The sequence below is a fragment of the Actinokineospora sp. genome (assembly GCF_052390155.1).
GTDB lineage: Bacteria > Actinomycetota > Actinomycetes > Mycobacteriales > Pseudonocardiaceae > Actinokineospora.
Genome location: NZ_JBQTHF010000001.1, coordinates 75,043 through 98,971, shown reverse-complemented (window position 1 = coordinate 98,971; position 23,929 = coordinate 75,043). Strand labels below are relative to the sequence as shown.

The following is a 23,929-nucleotide window of genomic DNA, read 5'->3' as shown; positions in this document are numbered from 1 at the left end:
ACCCGGATAACGACACGCCATCCCCACAATCACAATCGGATCATCAACCAACGACGGCAACAACCCCACCGAAACCGACAACCCAGACTCCACACCAAACAACTCACCCAACAGATACCCAGCCAACACCGACGCGGTCGGGTAGTCGAACACCAAGGTCGCGGGCAACCGCAGACCCGACACCACCGTCAGCCGGTTGCGCAACTCCACCGACGTCAGCGAATCGAACCCCAGATCGCGGAACGCCCGCGTCGGGTCGACCGCCGTCGCGCTCGCGTGGCCCAACACCGTCGCGACCTCGGCGCGCACCAGGTCCAGCACCTGCTCCTGGCGTTCCGCCGCACCGAGGGCGGCCAACCGCCGCACCAATCCGGCCGTCGCGCTCGCACCGCCTGCCACCGACCGGCGCGACCGCATCCGCAGCAGACCGCGCAACATCGGCGTGACATCGCCCTGCAGGCGCAGCGCGGGCAGGTCGAGTCGGACCGGCGCGACCGCCGCCTCGCCGCAGTCGAGCGCGGCGTCGAACAGCGCCAGACCGTGTTCCACCGACAGCGGCGGCATCCCGGACCGGGCCATCCGGTCCACGTCGACCCCGCCGGTCATGCCGACGTCGGTGGTCCACGGACCCCAGGCCAGCGAGACACCCGGCAGGCCGAGGTCTCGCCGGTACTGTGCCAACGCGTCCAGGAAAGCGTTGCCCGCCGCGTAGTTGCCCTGCCCCGCCGCGCCGAGCACACCCGCAACCGACGAGAACACCACGAACGCGGACAGTTCGCCCGCCACCTCGTGCAGGTTCCACGCGGCGTCCACTTTGGACCGCAGAACGGCCGCGAGACGCTGCGGCGTCAGGGATTCGATCACCCCGTCGTCCAACACGCCCGCCGCGTGCACTACGGCGGACACCGCGTGGGTGTCGAACAGTTCCGCCAGCGCACCTCGGTCCGCGACATCGCAGGCCACCACTTGAGCGGCCGCTCCCAGCTCACCCAGTTCGGCGACCAACTCGGCCGCGCCCACGGCCGCCGCACCGCGCCTGCTCACCAGCAGCAGGTCCCGAACACCGTGCGCGGCAACAAGATGCCGCGCCACCACGGCACCCAGGCCACCCGTACCACCAGTGATCAACACCTGCCCGTACACCGGCCACGAGGCCGCGCCGCCCATCGCGGGCATCCGCACCAGGCGACCGGCGCGCACCACACCGCCGCGGACGACCACCTGCGGTTCGTCGCCACCCAGGGCGGAACCGAGCGATCCCGCCACGGCGTCCGGGTCCAGGTCGATCAGCGCGAACCGGCCGGGGTGCTCCGACTGGGCCGAGCGCACCAGGCCCCAAGCGGCGGCACCGGCCAGATCGGTCGGCCCCGCGCCGTCGACGCCGATCGCGCCCCGGGTAAGGAAAACCAGCCGCGAGGCCGTGAACCGGTCGTCGGACAGCCAGCGCTGCACCAGGTCCAGCACCCGCGCCGTGCGGTCGTGCGTGGCGGCCACGACATCGCCCGGCGCGGCCACGAGCGGGACGAGCACGACGTCCGGCGCCGCGTCGAGCGAATCGAGGTCCGCATACGCCGCCACCGGCACGTCCAGCGCCTCGGCGAGTCCGAACGCGTCGGGCCCGAGCAGTGCCACCGAGCCGAGGTCGAGTCCGGCGTCGGCGGGCACCACTGTCCACCCGAGACCGTAGAGGTCGCTCGGCGCCACGGCGTCCGTCGACAGTGGACGGACGACAAGGGAGTCCACGGACGCCACGGGAGCGCCCGCGGTGTCCGCGACGGCGATCGACACGGCGTCGTCGGCGCGCCGCGACACCCGCACGCGCACCGCCGACGCGCCCGACGCGTGCAGGGACACGTCGGTCCACGAGAACGGCACGCCGTCCGTGCCGAGGTCGACGAACGCGGCGGCGTGCAAGACCGCGTCGAGCAGCGCGGGGTGCAGCCCGAACGCGCCCGCGTCCTGGACCTGCTCGGGCAGCGCGATGTCGGCGAAGACCTCGGCGCCGCGCCGCCACGCGGCACGCAGACCCTGGAACACCGGGCCGTAGTCGAACCCGCGGGCGGCCCGCGTCTCGTAGAAACCGGTGAGGTCAACGGGATCGGCCCCGGCGGGCGGCCACGCGGCGGCGTCGAACGCGTCAGCCGGGCGGTGGGCGTCGGGGGCGAGAACGCCGGTGGCGATCGCGGTCCAGTCGACGGCGCCGTCGTGCCTGCTGTGGATGGCGACACCGCGGCGCCCGGTGTCATCGGCGCCGCCGACGCGCACCTGGACCTGCACCGCGCCCTGCTCGGGCAGCACCAGCGGTGCCGCGAGCGTCAGTTCGGCAACCCGGTCGCAGCCGACCTCGTCGCCTGCGCGGACGGCCAACTCCAGCAACGCGGTCCCGGGCACCAGCACCGAGCCCGCGATGACATGGTCCGCCAGCCAGGGGTGCGTCCGCATCGACAGCAGGCCGGTGAACACCAGCCCGTCGTCGTCGGCCAGCTCGACGGCGGCACCGAGCAGCGGGTGGTCGGCCGCACCGAGCCCGGCGGCCCGCATGTCGCCCGGCCGCGCCGGGGACGCGGCGGGCCAGATCCACTCGTGCTGGAAGGCGTAGGTGGGCACATCCACGCGGCGTGCGCCCGTGCCTGCGAACGCGGCCCGCCAGTCGACCCGCACCCCGGCCACGTGCAGCCCGGCGAGGGCGGTGATCGCGGCAGGCTCCTCGGCGCGGTCCTTGCGCAGCAAGGGAACCACGACCGCGGCCACGGGCAGCGACTCCCGCGCCATCGCCGACAGCACGCCGTCCGGCCCCAGCTCCAGGAACGCCGAGACACCCGCCGCGTGCAGGGTCGCGATGCCGTCGGCGAACCGGACGGCCTCGCGGACGTGGCGCACCCAGTACTCGGGTGCGCACAGCTCGTCGGTGACAACCGCACCGGTCAGCGTCGACACCAGCGGAATCCGGGGCGGGGCAAACGAAAGGCCGCTCACCGCGGCGCGGAACCCGTCGAGCATCGGGTCCATCAGGGCCGAGTGGAACGCGTGCGACACCCGCAGTCGCGCGGTCTTGTGGCCCAACTCCGCGCAGCGGTGGGCGAGCGCCGACACCGCGTCCTCGTCGCCCGCGACGACGACCGCGGCAGGTCCGTTGACGGCGGCGATCGAGACCCGCGGAGTCAGCAGCGGAAGGATCTCGCCCTCGGTGGCCCGCACGGCGACCATCGCGCCACCGGCAGGGAGGGCCTGCATCAGGGACGCACGCGCCGAAACCAGGCTACAGGCGTCTACAAGGGACAGTACGCCCGCGACGTGCGCGGCCGCGATTTCCCCGATCGAGTGGCCCGCCACGTAGTCCGGCCGGATCCCGAAAGACTCGGTGAGCCGGAACAACGCCACCTCGATCGCGAACAACGCGGGCTGGGCGTAGCCGGTGCTGTTCACCAACTCCGGGTCCTCGCCCCACACCACCTCGCGCACCGATTCGTCCAGGTGGGCCAGCACGGCGTCGAACGCCTCGGCGAACACCGGGAACCTGGCGTACAGCTCCCGACCCATACCGAGCCGCTGCGCGCCCTGGCCCGAGAACAGCACCGCCAGCCGACCCGTTCCCGCCACACCGCGCGCGGCCGTCACCACGCCCTCGGCCGTGCTCAGCAGGACGGCGCGGTGCTCGAACTCCGACCGCCCGGTGGCCAGCGACAGGCCCACGTCCACAGTGGATATATTGGTGAGGGACCGGACCCGGTCGAGTTGGGCGTCCAGCGCGGCCTCGGTCTTGGCCGAGACGACCCACGGGACCGCGGTGGGCGACACGGCGGGTTTCCCGACCGGGGCCGCGATCTCGGCGCCCGCCTCGATGATGACGTGCGCGTTCGTCCCGCTCACGCCGAACGACGACACCCCGGCGCGCCGGGGCCGGTCCACCGCGGGCCACGAGATCGCGTCGGTCAGCAGCTCGACATCGCCCGCCGACCAGTCCACATGTGACGACGGGGCGTCCACGTGCAGGGTCTTGGGCAGCACGCCGTGCCGCATGGCCTGCACCATCTTGATGATCCCGGCGACGCCCGCCGCGGCCTGGGTGTGGCCGATGTTCGACTTGACCGACCCCACCCACAGCGGGTGCTCGCGGTCGGGACCGTAGGTCGCCAAGAGTGCCTGCGCCTCGATCGGGTCGCCCAGCGTGGTGCCCGTGCCGTGCGCCTCCACCGCGTCCACGTCCGAAGTGGACAGACCGGCGGCGGCCAGTGCCTGGCGAATCACCCGCTGCTGCGACGGGCCGTTGGGCGCGGTCAAGCCGTTCGACGCCCCGTCCTGGTTCACCGCCGACCCGCGAACGACGGCCAGGATCGGGTGTCCGTTGCGCTCGGCGTCGGAGCGTCGCTCCAGCACGAGCATGCCGACGCCTTCGCCCCAGCCCACGCCGTCGGCGGCGTCGGCGAAGGACTTGCAGCGCCCGTCCGGCGACAGGCCACGCTGGCGGGAGAACTCGACGAAGGTGACCGGGGTCGACATGACGGTCACGCCGCCTGCCAGCGCGAGCGAGCACTCGCCGCCGCGCAACGCCTGTGCGGCAAGGTGCAGCGCCACCAGCGACGACGAGCACGCGGTGTCGATGGTGACCGCGGGACCCTCGAACCCGAAGGTGTAGGACACCCGGCCCGACGCGACGCTGCCCGCGCTTCCCTGGCCGAGGTGCCCCTCGTACTCGCTGTCGAGCAGCGAGCTGTAGTCGTTGTACATCACGCCCGCGAACACGCCGGTCTGGCTGCCGCGCAACGAGACCGGGTCGATGCCCGCCCGCTCGACCGCCTCCCAGGACACCTCCAGCAGCAGCCGCTGCTGCGAGTCGGTGGCCAGCGCCTCGCGCGGGCTCATCCCGAAGAAGGCGGGGTCGAACTCGCCCGCGTCGTGCAGGAATCCACCGTGCCGGGTGGACGAGGTGCCGAGGTGCTCGGGGTCCGGGTCGTAGAGCGAGTCGACGTCCCAGCCGCGGTTGGCCGGGAACTCGGCGATCGCGTCGGTACCCTCGCTGACCAGCCGCCACAGGTCCTCGGGCGAGCGGACGCCGCCGGGGTAGCGGCAGGCCATGCCGACCACGACGATCGGGTCGTCGGTCAGCGACGGCAACGCCAGCACCGGCAGCGCGGTGTCCACAATGGAGTTGAAGAGTTCTTCGTGCAGGTAGGCCGAAATCGCCCCGGCGGTCGGGTAGTCGAACACCAGCGTGGCGGACAGCCGCAGGCCGGTCGCGGTGGCGAGCCGGTTGCGCAGTTCCACCGAGGTGAGCGAGTCGAACCCGAGTTCCTGGAACGCCCGCGTCGGGTCGACCTGGCCGCCGCCCGCGTGCCCCAGCACCAGCGCCACCTGGCTGCGCACCAGGTCGAGCAGGTACTCGCGCCGCTCGATCTCGACCAGCCCGGACAGTCGCGCGACGAGACCCTTCGCCGCGTCGGACATCCGCGCCGCGGCCCGGCGCACCGGGGTGCGGATGAGGCCGCGCAGCAGCGGCGGCACGTCGCCCTGAGCGCGCAGCACGGGCAGGTCGAGCCGGACCGGGAGCACCGCGGGCTCGGCCCCGGCGACGGCGGCGTCGAACAGCGCGAGGCCCTGCTCGACCGACAGTGGCGGCATTCCGGCGCGGGCGATCCGCTCCATCTCGGCCGCGCCGAGGGCGCCGGTCATACCGACCTCGGGCGCCCACGGACCCCAGGCGAGCGCGACTCCGGGCAGCCCGGCGGCGCGCCGCCGGGCGACCAGCGCGTCGAGGAAAGCGTTGCCCGCGGCGTAGTTTCCCTGTCCGGCGGAGCCGAAGACCCCGGCGGCCGAGGAGAACACCACGAACGCGGCGAGGTCGCGGGTGAGGTCGTGCAGGTGCCAGGCGGCGTCCACCTTCGGACGCAGCACGGCCGCGACGCGCTCGGGCGTCAGCGACTCGACCACGCCGTCGTCGACGATGCCCGCGGTGTGCACCACGGCCGTGACCGCGTGCTTTCCCAGCAGTGCGGCGAGTGCGCCGCGATCCGCGACGTCGCAGGCCGCGACCTCGACCACGGCACCCCGCGCGGACAACTCCGCGACGAGGTCCGCCGCGCCGGCTGCCGCGGCACCGCGCCTGCTCGCCAGGACCAGGTTCCGCACGCCGCGTTCGGCGAGATGCCGGGCCACCACGCCGCCGAGGCCGCCCGTGCCCCCGGTGATCAGCACGGTGCCATCGGGGTCCCAGTCCACATCGGACTCAGATGCCGAAACGCGGGCCAGTCGGGCGGCCAGCAACTCGTCACCGACGACGCGCAGTTCGGGCTCGTCGGTGGCCATGGCGTGCGGCAGAACCGGTGCGGCGGCCGGCGTGTCGAGGTCTACCAGGGTGATCCGGTCGGGGTGCTCCGACTGCGCCGAGCGCACCAGGCCCCGCACCGCGGCGGCCGCGATGTCCACACCGGACACCGCGCCGCAGGTCACCACGATCAGCCGCGCGGCGGCGAAGCGCTCGTCGGTGACCCAGCGCTGGAGCAGGCCGAGCGCGTGCGCGATCAGCGCGTGCGTCGAGGCCACCACGTCGTCGTCCGGGTTGCCAGCCAAGGGAACCAGCACGACCTCGGGTACGGCGGCGAGCGCGTCGAGATCGGCGTGGGCTTCGGCAGACAGGGCCGCTCCCAGGCCGAACGGGTCCGTGCCCACGACGGCGAACGAGGTGGCCGCGGTCCCGCGGCGAACGGGCGTCCAGTCCACTCGGAACAGTGCGTCGTTGCCGGTGGCCCGCTGCTCGGCGGACGCGCGCAGCACCAGCGCGTCGACGGACGCGACCAAGCCGCCCGCGGTGTCGGCGAGGACGATCGACACCGTATCGTCGGCGGAGTCGGCGGACCGGGTGAGCCGCACGCGCAGCGCCGCGGCCCCCGCACCGTGCAGCGCGACACCCTCCCAGGAGAACGGCACCATGCCGGGCTCGGTGGCCAGACCGGCCACGCCGATCGCGTGCAGGCCCGCGTCGAACAGCGCCGGGTGCAGGCCGAACGCGCCCGCGTCCTGGACCTGCTCGGGCAGCGACACCTCCGCGAACACCTCGACACCGCGCACCCACACCGCGCGCAGCCCCTGGAACACCGGCCCATAGCCGAAACCGGCCTCGGCGAACCCGTCGTAGCACCCAGTCACGTCCACCGGCTCGGCCCCCGCGGGCGGCCACACGGCGGTGTCGAAGTCCGGTCGGTCGCCCGCGACGTCGAGCACGCCTGCGGCGTGCCTGCGCCACGGTTCGTCGACGGCGCCCTCCGGTCGCGAGTGGACGGTGATGGTGCGGCGGCCCGCCGCATCCGCCGCGCCGACGGCGATCTGAACCTGCACCGCGCCCTGCTCGGGCAGCACCAGCGGCGCGGCGAGGGTCAGCTCGGCGAGCAGGTCGCAGCCGACCTCGTCGCCCGCCCGGATGGCCATCTCCACCAGCGCGGTCCCGGGCACGATGACCACGCCGCGCACGGCGTGGTCGGCCAGCCACGGGTGCGACCGCAGGGACAGCCTGCCGGTGAACAGCACGCCTTCGCCGCCCGCCAGCTCGACGGTGCCGGTGATCAGCGGGTGTCCGGCGGCGGTCATGCCGACCGCGGCGGCGTCGCCGAGGCCGACCAGCCCAGACGGCCAGAACCACTCGTGCTGGAAGGCGTAGGTCGGCAGGTCGACCCGGCGCGCGCCCGCGAACGTCGGCGTCCAGTCGACCGGGGCACCCGCGACGTGCAGCCGGGCCAGCGCGGTGACCAGCGCGGTCTCCTCGTCGCGGTCCTTGCGCAGCACCGGGGTCACCACGGTGTCGGCGTCGTCGGGCAGTGCTTGCCGTGCCATGGCCGAAAGCACACCGTCCGGCCCGATCTCGACCAGGGTCGTCACGCCCGCCGCGTGCAGGGTGCGCACGGCGTCGGCGAAGCGCACGGCCGCGCGGACGTGGTGCACCCAGTAGTCCGGTGTGGACACCTCGGCGGTGGCGGCCGCGCCGGTCAGGGTGGAGATGATCGGGATGCGCGGCTCGGCGAACGACAGGCCCTCGACGACGCGCCGGAACCCGTCGAGCATCGGCTCCATCAGGGCTGAGTGGAACGCGTGCGACACCGACAGCCGCGAGGTCTTGCGGCCCCGCGCGGCGAAGGCGTCCGCGATCGCGAGCACGCCGTCCTCGGCGCCCGCGACGACCACCGAGTCCGGCCCGTTGACGGCGGCGATCGAGACCTCGTCGGTCAGCAGCGCGGCGACCTCGTCCTCGGTCGCCCGCACGGCCACCATCGCGCCGCCCGCGGGCAGTGCCTGCATCAGCGTCGCGCGGGCCGCCACCAGCGCGCACGCGTCCACAAGGGACAGCACGCCGGACACGTGCGCGGCGGCGATCTCACCGATGGAGTGGCCCGCGAGGAAGTCCGGCCGGACGCCGAACGACTCGACCAGCCGGTAGAGCGCGACCTCGACCGCGAACAGCGCGGGCTGGGCGAACCCCGTCTGCCCCAGGAGATCCGCGTCGTCACCCCAGACCACGTCCCGCAGCGACGCGCCCAGGTGTCCGTCCAATTCGGACACCGCAGCGTCGAACGCCTCGGCGAACACGGGGAACCTGGCGTGCAGCTCCCGGCCCATGCCGAGCCGCTGCGCGCCCTGTCCGGCGAACAGCAGCGCGGTCTTCCCCGCCACGAGCGACCCGGTGACCACGCCTGGGTCCGGCTCGCCCGCCGCGAGCGCGGCAAGGCCGCGGGCCGCGTCCACATCGTCGCCGACCAGTACCACCGCGCGGTGCTCGAACCCGGACCGGCCGGTCGCCAGCGACAGCGCCACATCGGCGGGCGCGGCGTCCGTGCCGTCCAGCGCGGCGGCCAGCCGGGCCGCCTGGTCGGCCACCGCGGCCGCCGTCCGACCCGACAGGACCCACGGCAGCACACCAGAAGCCCGCGCCGCGGGGGCGACCGGCGCCGCCGCCTGCTCCACGATGACGTGCGCGTTGGTGCCGCTGATCCCGAAGGAGGACACCGCCGCGCGCCGCGGGTTCCCGGTCTCGGGCCAGGCCACGGTGTCGGTGAGGAGTTCGACGGCACCGTCGGTCCAGTCCACATGGGACGACGGAGTGGTCACGTGCAGCGTCTTGGGCAGCACGCCGTGCCGCATCGCCTGCACCATCTTGATCACACCGGCGACCCCGGCTGCCGCCTGGGTGTGCCCGATGTTCGACTTGATCGCGCCCAGCAGCAGCGGCCGGTCCGGGTCGCGGTCGCGGCCGTAGGTGGCCAGCAGCGCCTGCGCCTCGATCGGGTCGCCCAGCGTGGTGCCGGTGCCGTGCCCCTCGACCACGTCGACGTCCGAAGTGGACAGACCGGCGCTCGCGAGCGCCTGGCGGATCACCCGCTGCTGCGCCGGACCGTTCGGCGCGGTCATCCCGTTCGACGCGCCGTCCTGGTTGACCGCGGAACCGCGCAGCACGGCCAGGATCGGGTGCCCGTTGCGCCGGGCGTCCGAGCGCCGCTCCAGCACCAGCATGCCGATGCCCTCGGCCCAGCCGACCCCGTCGGCCGACTCGGAGAACGACTTGCAGCGCCCGTCGCCGGCGAGGCCGCGCTGGCGGGAGAACTCCACGAACGGGCCGGGCGTGGACATCACGGTGACCCCGCCCGCCAACGCGAGCGAGCACTCCCCGCTGCGCAACGCCTGTGCGGCAAGATGCATGGCCACCAGCGACGACGAGCACGCCGTGTCGACGGTGACCGCGGGACCTTCGAGGCCGAAGGTGTAGGACACGCGGCCGGACGCGACGCTCGGCGAACTGCCGCTGCCCTGGAAGCCCTCGAAGTCGCCGCCGTCGAGCAGGGTGATGTAGTCGCTGTACATGATGCCCGCGAACACGCCGGTCTGGCTGCCGCGCAGGGTCGCCGGGTCGATGCCGACCCGCTCGATCGCCTCCCAGGACACCTCCAGCAGCAGCCGCTGCTGGGTGTCGGTGGCCAACGCCTCGCGCGGGCTCATCCCGAAGAACGCCGGGTCGAACCACGGCGCGTCGTGCAGGAAGGCACCTTCGACGACGTGGGTCTTGCCGGGGTGGTCGGGATCGGGGTCGTAGAGGGAATCCACGTCCCAGCCGCGATTGGTCGGGAAGGCCGTCACGGCGTCGCCGCCGTCGATCAGCAGCTTCCACAGGTCGTCGGGCGAGGTGACCCCGCCGGGGTAGCGGCAGGCCATGCCGACGATCACGATCGGGTCGTCGGCGACCGGCGGCAGTGCCCGCGCGGGCACCCGCGGGGCGGCCTCGGAGCCGAACACCTCGTCGAGCAGGTAGCTCGTCAGCGCGGCCGTGGTCGGGTAGTCGAAGATCAGCGTCGCGGGCAGCCGCAGCCCGGTCTCCGCGCTGAGCCGGTTGCGCAGCTCGACCGCGGTCAGCGAGTCGAACCCCAGGTCCTGGAACGCCCGGGTCGGGTCGACGGCGTCGCCGCCCAGGTGCCCGAGCACCAGCGCGACCTGGCGGCGCACCAGGTCGAGCACGGCCTCGTGCCGCTCCTGCGCGCCGAGCCCGGCCAGCCGCCGCACGAGCCCGTCGACGGTGGCGGGCACCGCGGCGACCGAGCGCCGGGCGCTGGTGCGGATCAGGCCGCGCAGCAGCGGCGGGATCTCGCCCTGGGCGCGCAGCACCGGCAGGTCGAGCCGGATCGGCAGCACCATCGGCTCGCCTGCCGCCAGGGCGGCGTCGAACAGCGCCGAGCCCTGGGCCACCGACAGCGGCGGGGCGGCCGAGCCTGCCATCCGCTCGACGTCTGCCGCGCTCAGCGTGGCCGTCATGCCGATGCTGGTGTCCCACGCGCCCCAGGCCAGCGACACCGCGGGCAGGCCGTGCGCCTGCCGGGCCGCCGCGAGGGCGTCGAGGAAGGCGTTGCCCGCCGCGTAGTTGCCCTGCCCGGGGCTGCCGAAAGTGCCCGCGGCGGAGGAGAACAAGGCGAACACGCGCAGGTCGGCGGTCAGCTCGTGCAGGTGCCACGCCGCGTCGACCTTCGGCGCGAGCACCGTGGCCACCCGCTCGGGCGTCAGGGACTCGATCACCCCGTCGTCCAGCACGCCCGCGGTGTGCACGACCGCGCGCACGGGGTGCGCGGCGGGCGTGCTCGCGAGGACGGCGGCGAGCGCGGTCCGGTCGGCCGCGTCGCAGGCCGCGACGGTCACCTCGGCGCCCGCGGCAGCCAGTTCGGCGCGCAGGTCCTCCGCGCCCGGCGCGTCGAGGCCGCGCCTGCTGAGCAGCAGCAGGTGCCGCACTCCGTGCTCGGCCACCAGGTGCCGGGCCAGCACCGCACCAAGGCCGCCCGTACCGCCCGTGATCAACACGGTGCCCTCGGGGTCCCACTCGATCGGCTCGCGCGAGGTCGGGACGCGGACCAGCCGAGCGCCGCGCACCTGCCCGCCGCGCACCGCGAGTTCCGGCTCGTCCACGGCGAGCGCGACCGCCAGCGCCGAGCGGGAGACCGCGTCGCCGTCGAGGTCGACCAGACCGAACCGGCCGGGGTTCTCCGACTGCGCGGAGCGCACCAGGCCCCGCGCGGCGGCCGCGGCCAGGTCGGCGCCGTCGGTCGCGCGGCGGGTGACGAACACCAGCCGGGCGTCGGCGAACCGGTCCTCGGCAAGCCACTGCTGCACCAGGCCCAACACCCGCGTGGTCAGCTCGTGCGTCGCGGCGACGACGTCGCCGCCCGGATCGCTCACCAGTCCGACCAGCACCACGGCCGGGACCGGCTCGGACAGCGCCGCCAGGTCCGCGTACGCGGGCAGCTCGGAATCCGCCAGTCCCAACACATCCGCGCCCACCACTGCCACCGCGTCGACACCCGCGGACCCGGGGCCGACCGCGGTCCACTCGACGCCGAACAGCGAGTCGCGGTCGACCAGGCCCGCGTCGCTGAGCTGGTCGACCGGCACCGTCCGCACGACCAGCGACTCGATCGACGCGACCGACTCGCCCGCGGTGTCCGCGACCTCGATCGACACCGAGTCCTCGCCGCCGCGGCGCAGCCGGGCGCGCACGGTCGAGGCGCCGCACGCCCGCAGCGTCACGCCTTCCCAGGAGAACGGCAGCCCGCCCCGGCTGATCGCGCCGAGGTCGGCGAACGCGACCGCGTGCAGGGCCGCGTCGAGCAGCGCGGGGTGCAGGCCGAACGCGCTGACGGTGCCCTCGACCGCGCCCGGCAGGGCCGCCTCGGCGAACACCTCCTCGTCGCGCCGCCACACCTTGCGCAGGCCCTGGAACACCGGCCCGTAGTCGAATCCGGCCGCCGCGAGGCCCGCGTAGAGCCCGTCGATGTCCACCGGCTCGGCGCCGGCGGGCGGCCACTCGGTGGCGTCGAACCCGGTGTCGGCAGCGGCCGACACCGGGCCGAGCACTCCGGTGGCGTGCGGCGTCCACGGCAGGTCGACGGCCCCCTCGGGCCGCGAATCGACCCGCATCGCGCGGCGTCCCGCGGCGTCGGCTGGCCCGACCCGCAACTGCACCTGCACGCCGCCGCGCTCGGGCAGCACCAGCGGCGCGGCGAGGGTCAGCTCCTCGACCCTGCCATACCCGACCTCGTCGGCGGCCCGGAACGCCAGTTCCACGAAACCGGTGCCGGGGAACAGAATCCGGCCCATGACAGCATGGTCGGCGAGCCACGGGTGGGTCTGCACCGACAGCCTGCTGGTGAACAGCGCACCCTGGCCGTCGGCCAGTTCCACCGCCGCGCCGAGCAGCGGGTGCCCGGCCGCGGTCATGCCGAGACCGGACGGGTCGCCGGTCCGCATCGACGGCGCGGGCCAGTACCGGTTGCGCTGGAAGGCATAGGTGGGCAGGTCGACGCGGCGGGCGCCGGACCCCGCGAACAGCTCGGTCCACCGGACCGGCACCCCGGCGACGTGCAGCCGGGCCAGCGCGGTGACGGCGGCGGTCTCCTCGGCGCGGTCCTTGCGCAGCAGCGGAACCGCGGGCACGTGCGCGGCGTCGTCGCCGAGACACTCCTGTGCCTGCGCGGAAAGCACGCCGTCCGGCCCCAGTTCCAGCAGGGCGTCCACGCCCGCCGCCCGCAGGGCCGCGATGCCGTCGGCGAACCGGACGGCCTCGCGTACGTGGCGCACCCAGTACTCCGGCGAGCCCAGCTCCGCGGCGGTCGCCACCCGGCCGGTCAGGTTCGACACCACGGGAATGCTCGGCTCGCCGAACGACAGGCCCTCGATCGCGCGGCGGAACCCGTCCAGCATCGGCTCCATCAGCGGCGAATGGAACGCGTGCGACACCGACAGCCGCGAGGTCTTGCGGCCCTGCGCGGCGAACACGTCCGCCACCGCCGACACCGCGGCTTCTTCTCCCGCGACGACAACGGAATTCGGCCCGTTGACCGCCGCGATCGACACCTCGGGCGTCAGCAGCGGGACGACCTCGGCCTCGGCCGCCCGCACCGCCACCATCGCCCCGCCGGTCGGCAGCGCCTGCATCAGCCGGGCCCGCGCGGCCACCAGCACACAAGCGTCCACAAGGGACAGAACGCCTGCCACATGTGCGGCCGTGACCTCGCCGATCGAGTGCCCGGCCAGGTAGTCCGGCGTGATCCCGAACGACTCGGCCAACCGGTAGAGCGCCACCTCCAGCGCGAACAGCGCGGGCTGCGCCCACTCCGTCCGATTCAGCAGCTCGGCGTCCGACCCCCACATGACAGCGCGCAGCGAGCCGGGCAGGTGTCCGTCCAATTCGGACACCACGGCGTCGAACGCCGCCGCGAACACGGGAAACCGCTCGGCCAGCTCACTGCCCATGCCGAGGCGCTGCGAACCCTGGCCGGAGAACAGCACCGCCACGGACCGGTCCGTGGCCACGCCCTGGGCCAACTCGGCGTCCCCCAGCAGGACGACGCGGTGTTCGAACGCGAACCGACCCGCCGCCAGCGAGTGGCCGATGTCGAGCGCGGACAGGTCGGGGTGCGCGGTGCCGAACGACCGGAGCCGATCGAGCTGGGCCGCCAGCGCGGCCTCGGTCCGGCCGGACACCGGCCACGGCACAACCCCGGGCCGCACAACGGGTTCCACCTGTGCCACGTCGGCGGGCGCCGGGGCCTGCTCGACGATCAGGTGCCCGTTGGTGCCGCTGATGCCGAACGCGGAGACACCCGCCCGCCGCGGCCTGCCGGTGTCGGCCCACGGCCGCGCCTCGGTGAGCAGCTCGACCGCGCCCGCCGACCAGTCCACATGCGACGAACGCTCGTCCGCGTGCAGCGTCTTGGGCAGCACCCCGTGCCGGATCGCCATGATCATCTTGAGCACGCCTGCCACACCGGCCGCCGCCTGGGTGTGGCCGATGTTCGACTTGATGGAACCCAGCCACAGCGGCTGTTCCCGGTGCTGCCCGTAGACGGCCAGCACCGCCTGCGCCTCGATCGGGTCGCCCAGCGTGGTGCCCGTGCCGTGCGCCTCGACCGCGTCGACCTGGTCCGGGGTCAGCCGGGCGTTGTCCAGCGCGGCGCGGATCACCCGCTGCTGCGCCGGGCCGTTCGGCGCGGTCAGCCCGTTCGACGCGCCGTCCTGGTTGATCGCGCTGCCGCGCAGCACCGCGAGGACCGGGTGCCCGTTGCGCTGCGCGTCCGAGAGCCGCTCCAGCACCACCACGCCGCCGCCCTCGGACCAGCCGGTGCCGTCGGCGGACTCGGCGAACGGCTTGCACCGGCCGTCCGCGGCCAATCCGCTGCCCTGCGCGGTGAACGCGAGAAACGGAGCGGGCGTGGTCATCACCGACGCGCCGCCCGCCAGCGCGAGCGAGCACTCGCCGCCGCGCAGCGCCTGCACCGCCCAGTGCATCGCGACCAGCGACGACGAACAGCCGGTGTCCACGGTCACCGCGGGGCCCTCGAAGCCGAGGGTGTAGGACAGCCGCCCGGAGATGACGCTCGCCGCGAACCCGGTGCTGGCGTAGACCCCCACCTCTTCGTCGGAGTTCATCACGACCGTGGCGTAGTCCTGCCCGGTGGTCCCGACGAACACGCCGGTCTGGCTGCCGCGCAGCACCGCCGGGTCGATCCCCGCCCGCTCCAGCGCCTCCCACGAGATCTCCAGCAGCAGCCGCTGCTGCGGGTCCATCGACACGGCCTCGCGCGGGGAGATCCCGAAGAATCCGGCGTCGAACTCGGCCGCGTCCGCCAGGAACCCGCCCGCCATGGTCCCGCTGCCGCCCTCGCCCGAACCGGCCAGGGCGTCGAGGTCCCAGCCGCGGTCGGCCGGGAACGCGGAGATCTCGTCGCGGCCCTCGGCCACCAGCCGCCACAGGTCCTCGGGGGACCGCACGCCGCCCGGGAACCGGCAGCCGATGCCCACGACGGCGATCGGCTCCCCCGCCGCCGCGACGAGCTGCTGGTTCTGCTTGCGCAGCCGCTCGATCTCCTTGAGAGACGCGCGCAGTGCCTCGACGTATTGGCTGGTGGAGCTGGTCATCGGGCTCTCTCCGGGTCGCACGTCAAGGTCGTCGTGTGCTCGTGGCCTGCCCAGGGCACGCCACCCACTACCCCACACCCGGCACGACAGCAGAACAAGACGAAATCCCTTAGAACCCGTGATCGTCCACAGCGGACCGGACCCCCGCGACGCGCGGAAACTAGGGAATCCTCTCGACCTGAAGTGCGCGGCGGACCGCGACTTGCGACACCGCGCACGGTGGTGTTGGTCTCGCGGCACAGCCGGGGCCGACGCCCCGCCGATTCAGGACCCGGAATGGAAGCGCAGAGATGTCGAACACCGCGAACCTGGTCCCCTTTCCGCTGCGCAAGCCCGGCGACTCCTTCCCGCCGAAGCAGTACCACGACTACCGGCAACGGGAGGGACTCGTCTGGTCCACCATGCCGACCGGGGCGAAGGTCTGGCTGATCACCCGCTACGAGGACGTGCGCGCGGTCCTCACCAGCCCCAAGATCAGCTCCAATCCCGCGCACGCGGGGTTTCCCAGCGTCGGGCAGACCGGCGGGGTGCCCGGGCAGGACCAGATCCCCGGCTGGTTCGTCGGCGTCGACCCGCCTGACCACGACCGGTTCCGCAAGGCGCTCATCCCGGAGTTCACCGTCCGGCGCATCCGGCAGTTGCGGCCCGCGATCCAGGCGGTCATCGACGGCCGGATCGACGCCATGCTAGCCAAGGGCGACTCCGCGGACCTGGTCGCCGACTTCGTCGGGCCGGTGCCCGCGCTGGTCATCTCCGCGCTGCTGGGCGTGCCGAGCGTCGACGGCGACTTCTTCGAGTCCCGCATCCAGGACCTGGTCACGCTGACCTCGACCGACGAGCAGCGCGACCTCGCGACCCGGCAGATCATGCGCTACCTCGCCAGGCTGATCCGGGTCAGGCAGAAGCGGCCCGGCGACGACCTGATCAGCGTGATGCTGGCGTCGGAGGCGATGACCCCGGTCGAGGTGTCCGGCGCCGCGATGCTGCTGCTCATCGCGGGCCAGGAGACCACGGCGAACAACATGGCGCTGGGCATGGTGACCCTGCTGCTGAACCCGAAGTGGATCGGCGACGAGCGCGCGGTGGAGGAACTGCTGCGCTACTACTCCGTCGCCGACATGGTCGCCCTGCGGGTGGCGGTCGAGGACGTCGAGATCGGCGGCCAGCTCATCCGGGCGGGCGAGGGCATCGTGCCGTTGGTCGCCGCCGCCAACCACGACGGCACCGTCTTCGACCGCGCGAGCGAGTTCGACCCCGACCGCTCCGCCCGCCACCACGTCGCGTTCGGCTACGGCGTGCACCAGTGCCTCGGCCAGCACCTGGTCCGGGCCGAGTTCGACATCGCGTACCGGACGCTGTTCGAGCGCATCCCGACGATGAAGCTCGCCCAGCCGGTCGAGGACCTGCCGTTCAAGTACGACGGACTCCTGTTCGGCCTCAAGGCTTTGCCGGTCCGCTGGTAGCCCGGACCGCGGCGCTGACGATGGTGCCGATCCACTCGTCGAGCACCCCGGCGGTCAGCGCCGAGTGCTCCGCCGCCAGCGACAGGTGATCCGCGTCGATCATGCGGATCGCGTCCACCGGCACCGGCGGCTCGTTCCACGGGATCTCCTCGCCGTCCGGCGTCACCGCGCAGCGGACCAGCAGCGTCGGGGCGGTGGTGGGACCGACGTCCATGCCGGTCAACCGGAGGAACCAGTGCGCCATGGCGGAAAGCCGCGCGCTGTGCAAGGTGACCAGCGGCGAATCGATGTCGGCCAGGTAGTACCGGCCGATGTCGCCGAAGTCCACCCCGTCCTTGCCGTCGTAACTCAGGCTCAGCGTGTCCAGCAGGACCACCGCGTCGGGTCGGATGCCCCAGACGTGTTCCAGCACGCCCGCGGCGTGATAGGCGAGGGTGCCGCCGGTCGAGTGTCCCACTAGGACGAACGGGTCGCCGTCGCTGGCCTGCAACGCGCTTTCGGCGATCACCCTGGCCGCGGCCTCCGCCGTGGCGGGCAGGCTCTCGCCGGGGGCGAAGCCCACCAGCGGGAGCGCCGAGACGTGCCGCTTGCCGCGCAGGTGCGCCGCGATCCGCGCGTACAGGTGCACGCCGCCGGTCGCGCCGGGGGCGCTGACGCAGATCAGCCGCGGCTCGCTCGGCCCGTCGGACAGTGTGACCGCCGCGGGCAGTTCGTCCAGCTCCGCGGGCGAGTGGAAGCTCGGCCGGGTGGCCGCCACCGCGGACAGCATCCGCATGGCCTCGACCTGCTTGCCGCCGTTGAGGGCGGCGAAGAACAGCCGCTGGATCGTGTCGTCGGCGTGCTCCCCCATCGCCATGGTGGCGCCGCGCGTCGGCGCGTTGCGCGAGTCCGGCTGATCCGCGAGTTCGGCCTGCAGCCACCGGGCGAGCTGGGCGGGCGTCCGGCTGTCGAAGATCACCGAGGACGGCAGGCGCAGGCCGACCAGGTCGCCGAGCTGGTTGCGCAGCTCGACGGCGATCAGCGAGTCGAGGCCGAGTTCGAGGAAGTTGCGCTCGGGATCGATCGCGGCCGCGTCACCGTGGCCGAGCAGGATGGCGGCGCGCTGCACGACCAGGTCTCGCAGCAGGTCCTCCCGCGCGGCGGCGTCCAACTCCTTGAGCCTGCCACGCAGCGAGGTGGTGGACTGTCCCGTGGCGGCGGCCGCGCGCCGGGTGCCGGTGACCAGTCCTTTGAGGACCGGCGGGATCAGCCGCTGCGCCCGCAGTTCGGCCGCGTTGATCCGAACCGGGACCACCACCGCGTCGTCGCCCGCGATCGCGGCGTCGAACAGCGCCAGCCCCTGGGTGGGCGAGAGCGGCGGCATGCCCGAGCGCTCCATCCGGTCGAGGTCCGCCGCGCTGAGCGTGCTGGTCATACCGCCGTCCGGGGACCAGGCGCCCCAGGCGAGCGAGGTCGCCTGCAGGCCCAGCTCGCGGCGGTGCTGGGCGAGCGCGTCGAGGAACGCGTTGGCCGCGGCGTAGTTGCCCTGGCCGGGAGCGCCCATCACGCCGGACACCGACGAGTACAGGATGAACGCGGCGAGGTCGTGCTCGCGGGTCAGCTCGTGCAGATGCCAGGCGGCGTCCACCTTGGGCCGCAACACTTCGGCCAACCGCCGCGGTGTCAGCGACCCGACGAGACCGTCGTCGAGCACGCCCGCGGTGTGCACCACCGCGGTGAGCGGGTGCGCGGCCGGAATCGCCGCGAGGAGCCCGGCCAGCGCGGCGCGGTCGGTGACGTCGCACGCGGCGACGGTCACCTCGGCGCCGTGCGCGGTCAGCTCGGCCTGCGTCGCCAACGCGCCCTCGGCGTCCACACCGCTGCGGGACACCAGGAGCAGGTGTTTGACGCCGTGTTCGGCGACCAGGTGCCTGGCGAGCAGGCCGCCGAGGCTGCCGGTGCCGCCGGTGATCAGCACGGTGCCCTCGGGGTCCCACTGGCGGGGCATGGTCAACACGATCTTGCCGACGTGCTTGGCCTGACTCATGAACCGGAACGCCTCCGGTGCCCGACGCACATCCCAACTCGCCACCGGCAGCGGCCGCAACACCTCCCGACCGAACAGGTCGAGCACCTCGCGCAGCATCTCCCGAGTGCGCGCTGGACCCGCCTCCGCCAGGTCGAACGCCCGGTAGGACACCTCCGGCAGACCGGCCGCGTCACGAATGTCGGTCTTGCCCATCTCCAGGAACCGCCCACCCGGACCGAGCAACCGCAACGACGCGTCCACGAACTCCCCCGCCAACGCGTTGAGCACGACATCGACCCCGCCGAAGCGCCGCTCGAACTCCGTCGTGCGCGAGGAGGCGATGTGGTCATCCGGCACGCCCAGCGCCCGCAGAGTGTCCCATTTGGACTCACTGGCCGTCGCGTACACCTCGGCGCCGAGATGACGGGCAAGCTGGATCGCCGCCATACCGACACCACCGGCACCCGCGTGCACCAACACCTTCTCCCCCGCCCGCAACCCCGCCAAGTCCACCAACGCGTAGTAGACGGTCAAGAACACCAACGGCACCGTCGCCGCCGTCTCCCACGACCACTCGTCCGGCACCTCGGCCAGATACCGCTCGTCGGCGACCGCCAGCGGGCCGAACCCGCCCGAGAACATCCCGAACACCCGGTCCCCCGGCCGCAGACCGGTCACCGCCGACCCGGTCTCCACCACCACACCGGCCGCCTCCGCGCCGAACAGCACATTGTCACCGGGGTACATGCCCAACGCGTTGACCACATCGCGGAAGTTCATCCCGGCCGCCGCGACCCGCACCCGCACACCGTGCGCCGCCAACGGTTCCAACACCTGCGGACACGGCAGCAGGGCCAGCCCGTCCAAGCTTCCCTTCTTCACCGAATCCAGCCGCCACGGCCCACCCGCGGGCGGAACCAGACCGGCCCCCGACACCATCGACGCCAACCGGCCGACCCGCGCCGCACCTGCCCGCACCACGACCTGCTGCTCCTCGAAGGCCAGCACCGCGGGCAGCGCCGCGGTCGACACGTCGGTGCCGTCCAGGTCCACCAGCAGCAGCCTGCCCGGGTTCTCCGACTGCGCGGAGCGCACCAGCCCCCACACCGCGGCCGCGGCGAGGTCGTCGCCGGTCGTGGCCCCCCTGGTGATAATCACCATCGGCGAGTCGGCGAGCCGGTCATCGGCCAGGAACTCCTGCAGGAGACCGAGAACCCTGGTCGTGACCGCGTGCGCCGACTCCGGGTCGCGGCCGCCGAGAACCGGGACCAGGAAGACCTCCGGCACCATGGCGCGCTCGCTGACCGCCCCGGCGATGGTGTCCGCGTAGGCGGCGATGGTCTCGCCTGCCCGGTACATCGTGCTCGCCAGATCGAAATCGTCCGAACCGATGATCGCCCACCGCACCCCGGCGACCAACTCCGGGTCGGCCGGGGCGGGAATCCAGTCCAATCGGAACAGTGAGTCCCGCGCGGCGCGGTCCGACCGCGCCACTGCGGCGGGGGCGCGCATCCCGAGGGATTCCACCGTGATGACGGGCGCGCCGTGGGCGTCGACCGCGGCGAGGGAGATCGCGTTCGTCCCGTTCGGACTCACCCGGACCCGGAGCAGCGGCGCGCCATCGGCGTGCAGCGACACCCCGCTCCACTCGAAGGGGAGCACACCGGCGCCGATGCCCTCGACGTGCGCCGTCGAGTGCAGCGCCGCGTCCAGCAGCGCCGGGTGCAGCCCGAACGCGGCCGCGTCGCGCACCTCGTCGGGCAGCGCGACCTCGGCGAACACCTCGCCCGCGCGCCGCCACAGCGACCGCAGTCCCCGGAACACCGGCCCGTAGACGAAGCCGCGCTTGGCGTACCGGGCGTAGAAGTCGTCCAGGTCGACCGGCTCGGCGTCGGCGGGCGGCCACTCGGTCGTGTCGAAGGCCGCGACCTCGGTCTCGTCGGGCAGCAGTCCGCCCGACGCGTGCAGTGTCCACTCCTGGTCCCCGGCGCCCATGAGTCGCGAGTGGACAGTGAGCGGCCTGCGACCGGAGTCGTCCTGGGCACCCACCCGCACCTGCACCTGCACCGCGTCCCGCGCGGTCAGCACCAGCGGCACCACCAGCGTCAACTCGTCGACCCTGGCACACCCGACCTGGTCGCCCGCGCGGACCGCCAACTCCAGGAAACCGGTGCCGGGGAACAACACCACGCCACCGATCCGGTGATCCGCCAGCCACGGGTGGGTCGCGGGCGACACCTGTCCGGTCAGCACCACCTCGTCCGAACCCGCCATCGCCACCGTGGCGCCCAACAGCGGGTGTCCCGCCGAGGCCACCCCCAGTCCGGCCGCGTCCACCACGCCCATTCGCGCGCCCGACGGCCAGAACCGCTCGCGCTGGAAGGCATACGTCGGCAGGTCCACCCGGGCCGCGCCCGTGCCGTCGAACACCCCGGCCCACTCGACGGGCACGCCCGCGACGTGCAGCCCGGCCACCGCGGCGACCAGCGTCTCCTCCTCGCCACGGTCGCGGCGCAACGCCGCCACCACAACGGCATCGTCGGCCATCAGCTCGGCGGTCATCGCCGACAGCACGCCGCCCGGACCGAGTTCCAGCACCGCCGACACGCCCGCCTCGGTCAGCGCGGCCACGCCATCGGCGAACCGGACCGACTCGCGCACGTGCCGCACCCAGTACTCGGGCTCGCCCAACTCGGTGCCCGTGACCACCTCGCCGGTCAGGTTCGACACCACCGGAATCGTCGGCTTCCCGAACGACAGCCCGGCCACCACCGCACCGAACTCGGCCAGCATCGGGTCCATCAGCGGCGAATGGAACGCGTGCGACACCGACAACCGCGACGTCCGCCGCCCCAACGCGGTGAACCGATCCGCGACCGCCACCACCCCGACCTCGACCCCCGCCACCACCACCGAACCCGGCCCGTTCACCGCCGCGATCGACACCCCCTCCGTCAGCAGCGGAACCACCTCGGCCTCCGACGCCTGCACCGCCACCATCGCCCCACCACCCGGCAACGCCTCCATCAACCGGGCCCGCGCCGCCACCAGCGCACAAGCGTCCACAAGGGACAACACACCCGCCACGTGCGCCGCCGCGATCTCGCCGATCGAATGCCCACCCACGAAGTCCGGCACGATGCCCAGCGCCTCCACCAGCCGGAACAGCGCCACCTCCACCGCGAACAACGCGGGCTGCGCCCACCCCGTGCGGTTCAACGACCCCGCGTCCGAACCCCACATCACCTCACGCAGGCCACCGTCAAGACGCCCATCCAATTCGGACACCACCACGTCGAACGCCGCCGCGAACACCGGGAACCGGGCGTGCAACTCGCGCCCCATCCCCAACGCCTGCGACCCCTGACCCGAGAACAACACCGCCAACGTCCGCTCGGCCGCCACCCCACGCGCGACCTCCACCACACCATCCACACCAGACAGCAGCACCGCCCGGTGCTCGAACGCCGACCGACCCGACACCAGCGAATACCCGACGTCGGTCGCGGCCAGACCGGCCACACCGGACCGAACCCGGTCGAGCTGCGCGTCCAGCGCCGCCGCGGTCTTGGCCGAGACCACCCACGGCACCACCCCTGGCGACACCTCCGGCGGAACCGACGCCGCCGGTTCCGCCTCGGCGGGCGCCTGCTCCAGGATCACGTGCGCGTTCGTCCCGCTGATCCCGAACGCGGACACCCCGGCCCGCGACGGCCGGTCCGCCGCGGGCCAGGCGGTGTTCTCCGTCAGCAGGTCGACCGATCCCGCCGTCCAGTCCACATGCGACGACGGCTCGGTCACGTGCAGCGTGCGCGGCAGCACGCCGTGGTGCATCGCCAGCACCATCTTCATCACCCCGGCGACTCCCGCCGCCGCCTGCACGTGCCCGATGTTCGACTTGACCGCGCCCAGCAGCAGCGGCCGTTCGCGGCCCTGGCCGTAGGTCGCGAGCAGCGCCTGCGCCTCGATCGGGTCGCCCAGCGTGGTGCCCGTGCCGTGCGCCTCCACGGCGTCCACGTCGGCGGCGGTCAGCCCGGCGGCGGCCAGCGCGGCCCGGATGACCCGCTGCTGCGCGGGCCCGTTCGGCGCGGTCAGCCCGTTCGACGCGCCGTCCTGGTTCACCGCGGAACCCCGCACCACGGCCAGGATCGGGTGCCCGTTGCGGCGCGCGTCCGAGAGCCGCTCGACGACCAGCATCCCCACGCCCTCGGACCATGTCGTGCCGTCGGCCGAATCGGAGAACGCCTTGCACCGCCCGTCCGGGGCCAACCCGCCCTGCCGGGTGAACCCGGCGAAACTGGACGACGTGGTCATCACGGTCACCCCGCCCGCCAGCGCCAGCGAACACTCGCCGCCGCGCAGCGCCTGCGCCGCCAGGTGCAGCGTCACCAGCGACGACGAACACGCCGTGTCCACCGTCACCGCCGGACCCTCGAACCCGAACGCGTAGGCCAGCCGTCCCGATAGGACACTCGCCGAGACACCCGTGCCCGCGTGCCCCTCCACGTCCTCCCGGGTGGCGAACAGCACGTGGCCGTAGTCCTGGCCGTTGGTGCCGACGAACACCCCGGTCTTGCTGGCCCGCAGCGACATCGGGTCGATCCCGGTCCGCTCGATCGCCTCCCACGCGGTCTCCAGCACCAACCGCTGCTGCGGATCCATCGCCACCGCCTCGCGCGGCGAGATCCCGAAGAAGCCGGGGTCGAACGCCGCGGCGTCATAGAGGAAGCCGCCCTGCAGCGTGGCGCTGTGTCCTTCACCCGGGCCGCCGAGCACGCTCTGATCCCACCCGCGGTCCACCGGGAACTCCGAGATCGCGTCCCCACCGGACACGACCAGCTCCCAGAACTCCTCCGGCGTCGCCACCCCGCCCGGATACCGGCAGGCCATCCCGACGATGACGACCGGCTCGTGCACACCGGCCTCGACCTCCGCCAGCCGCCTGCGGGTCTGGTGCAGGTCCGCGGTGACCCACTTGAGGTACTCGACCAGCTTCGCTTCGTCCGGCATCGTCTTGTAGACC

The 23,929-nt window shown here is 73.4% G+C and carries 3 protein-coding genes; 1 reads left to right on the top strand and 2 read right to left on the bottom strand.

Annotation, left to right across the window (positions count from 1 at the left end; all coding sequences use genetic code 11):
- Positions 1 to 15,435: SDR family NAD(P)-dependent oxidoreductase (locus tag ACT4N7_RS00035; protein ID WP_444826423.1), on the bottom strand; the 15,435-nt coding region annotated here is incomplete at its 3' end.
- A gap of 290 nt (positions 15,436 to 15,725) precedes the next feature.
- Between ACT4N7_RS00035 and ACT4N7_RS00030 the strand changes: the two genes are divergently transcribed.
- On the top strand, positions 15,726 to 16,898 hold the full coding sequence (locus ACT4N7_RS00030) for a cytochrome P450 (protein WP_444826422.1): 1,173 nt from the start codon (positions 15,726 to 15,728) through the stop codon (positions 16,896 to 16,898).
- On the opposite strand, the gene ACT4N7_RS00025 is transcribed toward ACT4N7_RS00030, so the two are convergent.
- Entirely contained in the window at positions 16,873 to 23,916 is a 7,044-nt protein-coding gene (locus ACT4N7_RS00025) for an SDR family NAD(P)-dependent oxidoreductase (RefSeq protein ID WP_444826421.1), read from the bottom strand. The two genes, ACT4N7_RS00030 and ACT4N7_RS00025, sit on opposite strands and share 26 nt — an antisense overlap.
- Positions 23,917 to 23,929: the final 13 nt, after the last annotated feature.

What these genes read in the sequence shown, in the direction of transcription:
- ACT4N7_RS00030 (WP_444826422.1), top strand. Translation starts at nt 15,726, where the DNA reads ATGTCGAACACCGCGAACCTGGTCCCCTTTCCGCTGCGCAAGCCCGGC.
- ACT4N7_RS00025 (WP_444826421.1), bottom strand. Translation starts at nt 23,916, where the DNA reads ATGCCGGACGAAGCGAAGCTGGTCGAGTACCTCAAGTGGGTCACCGCG.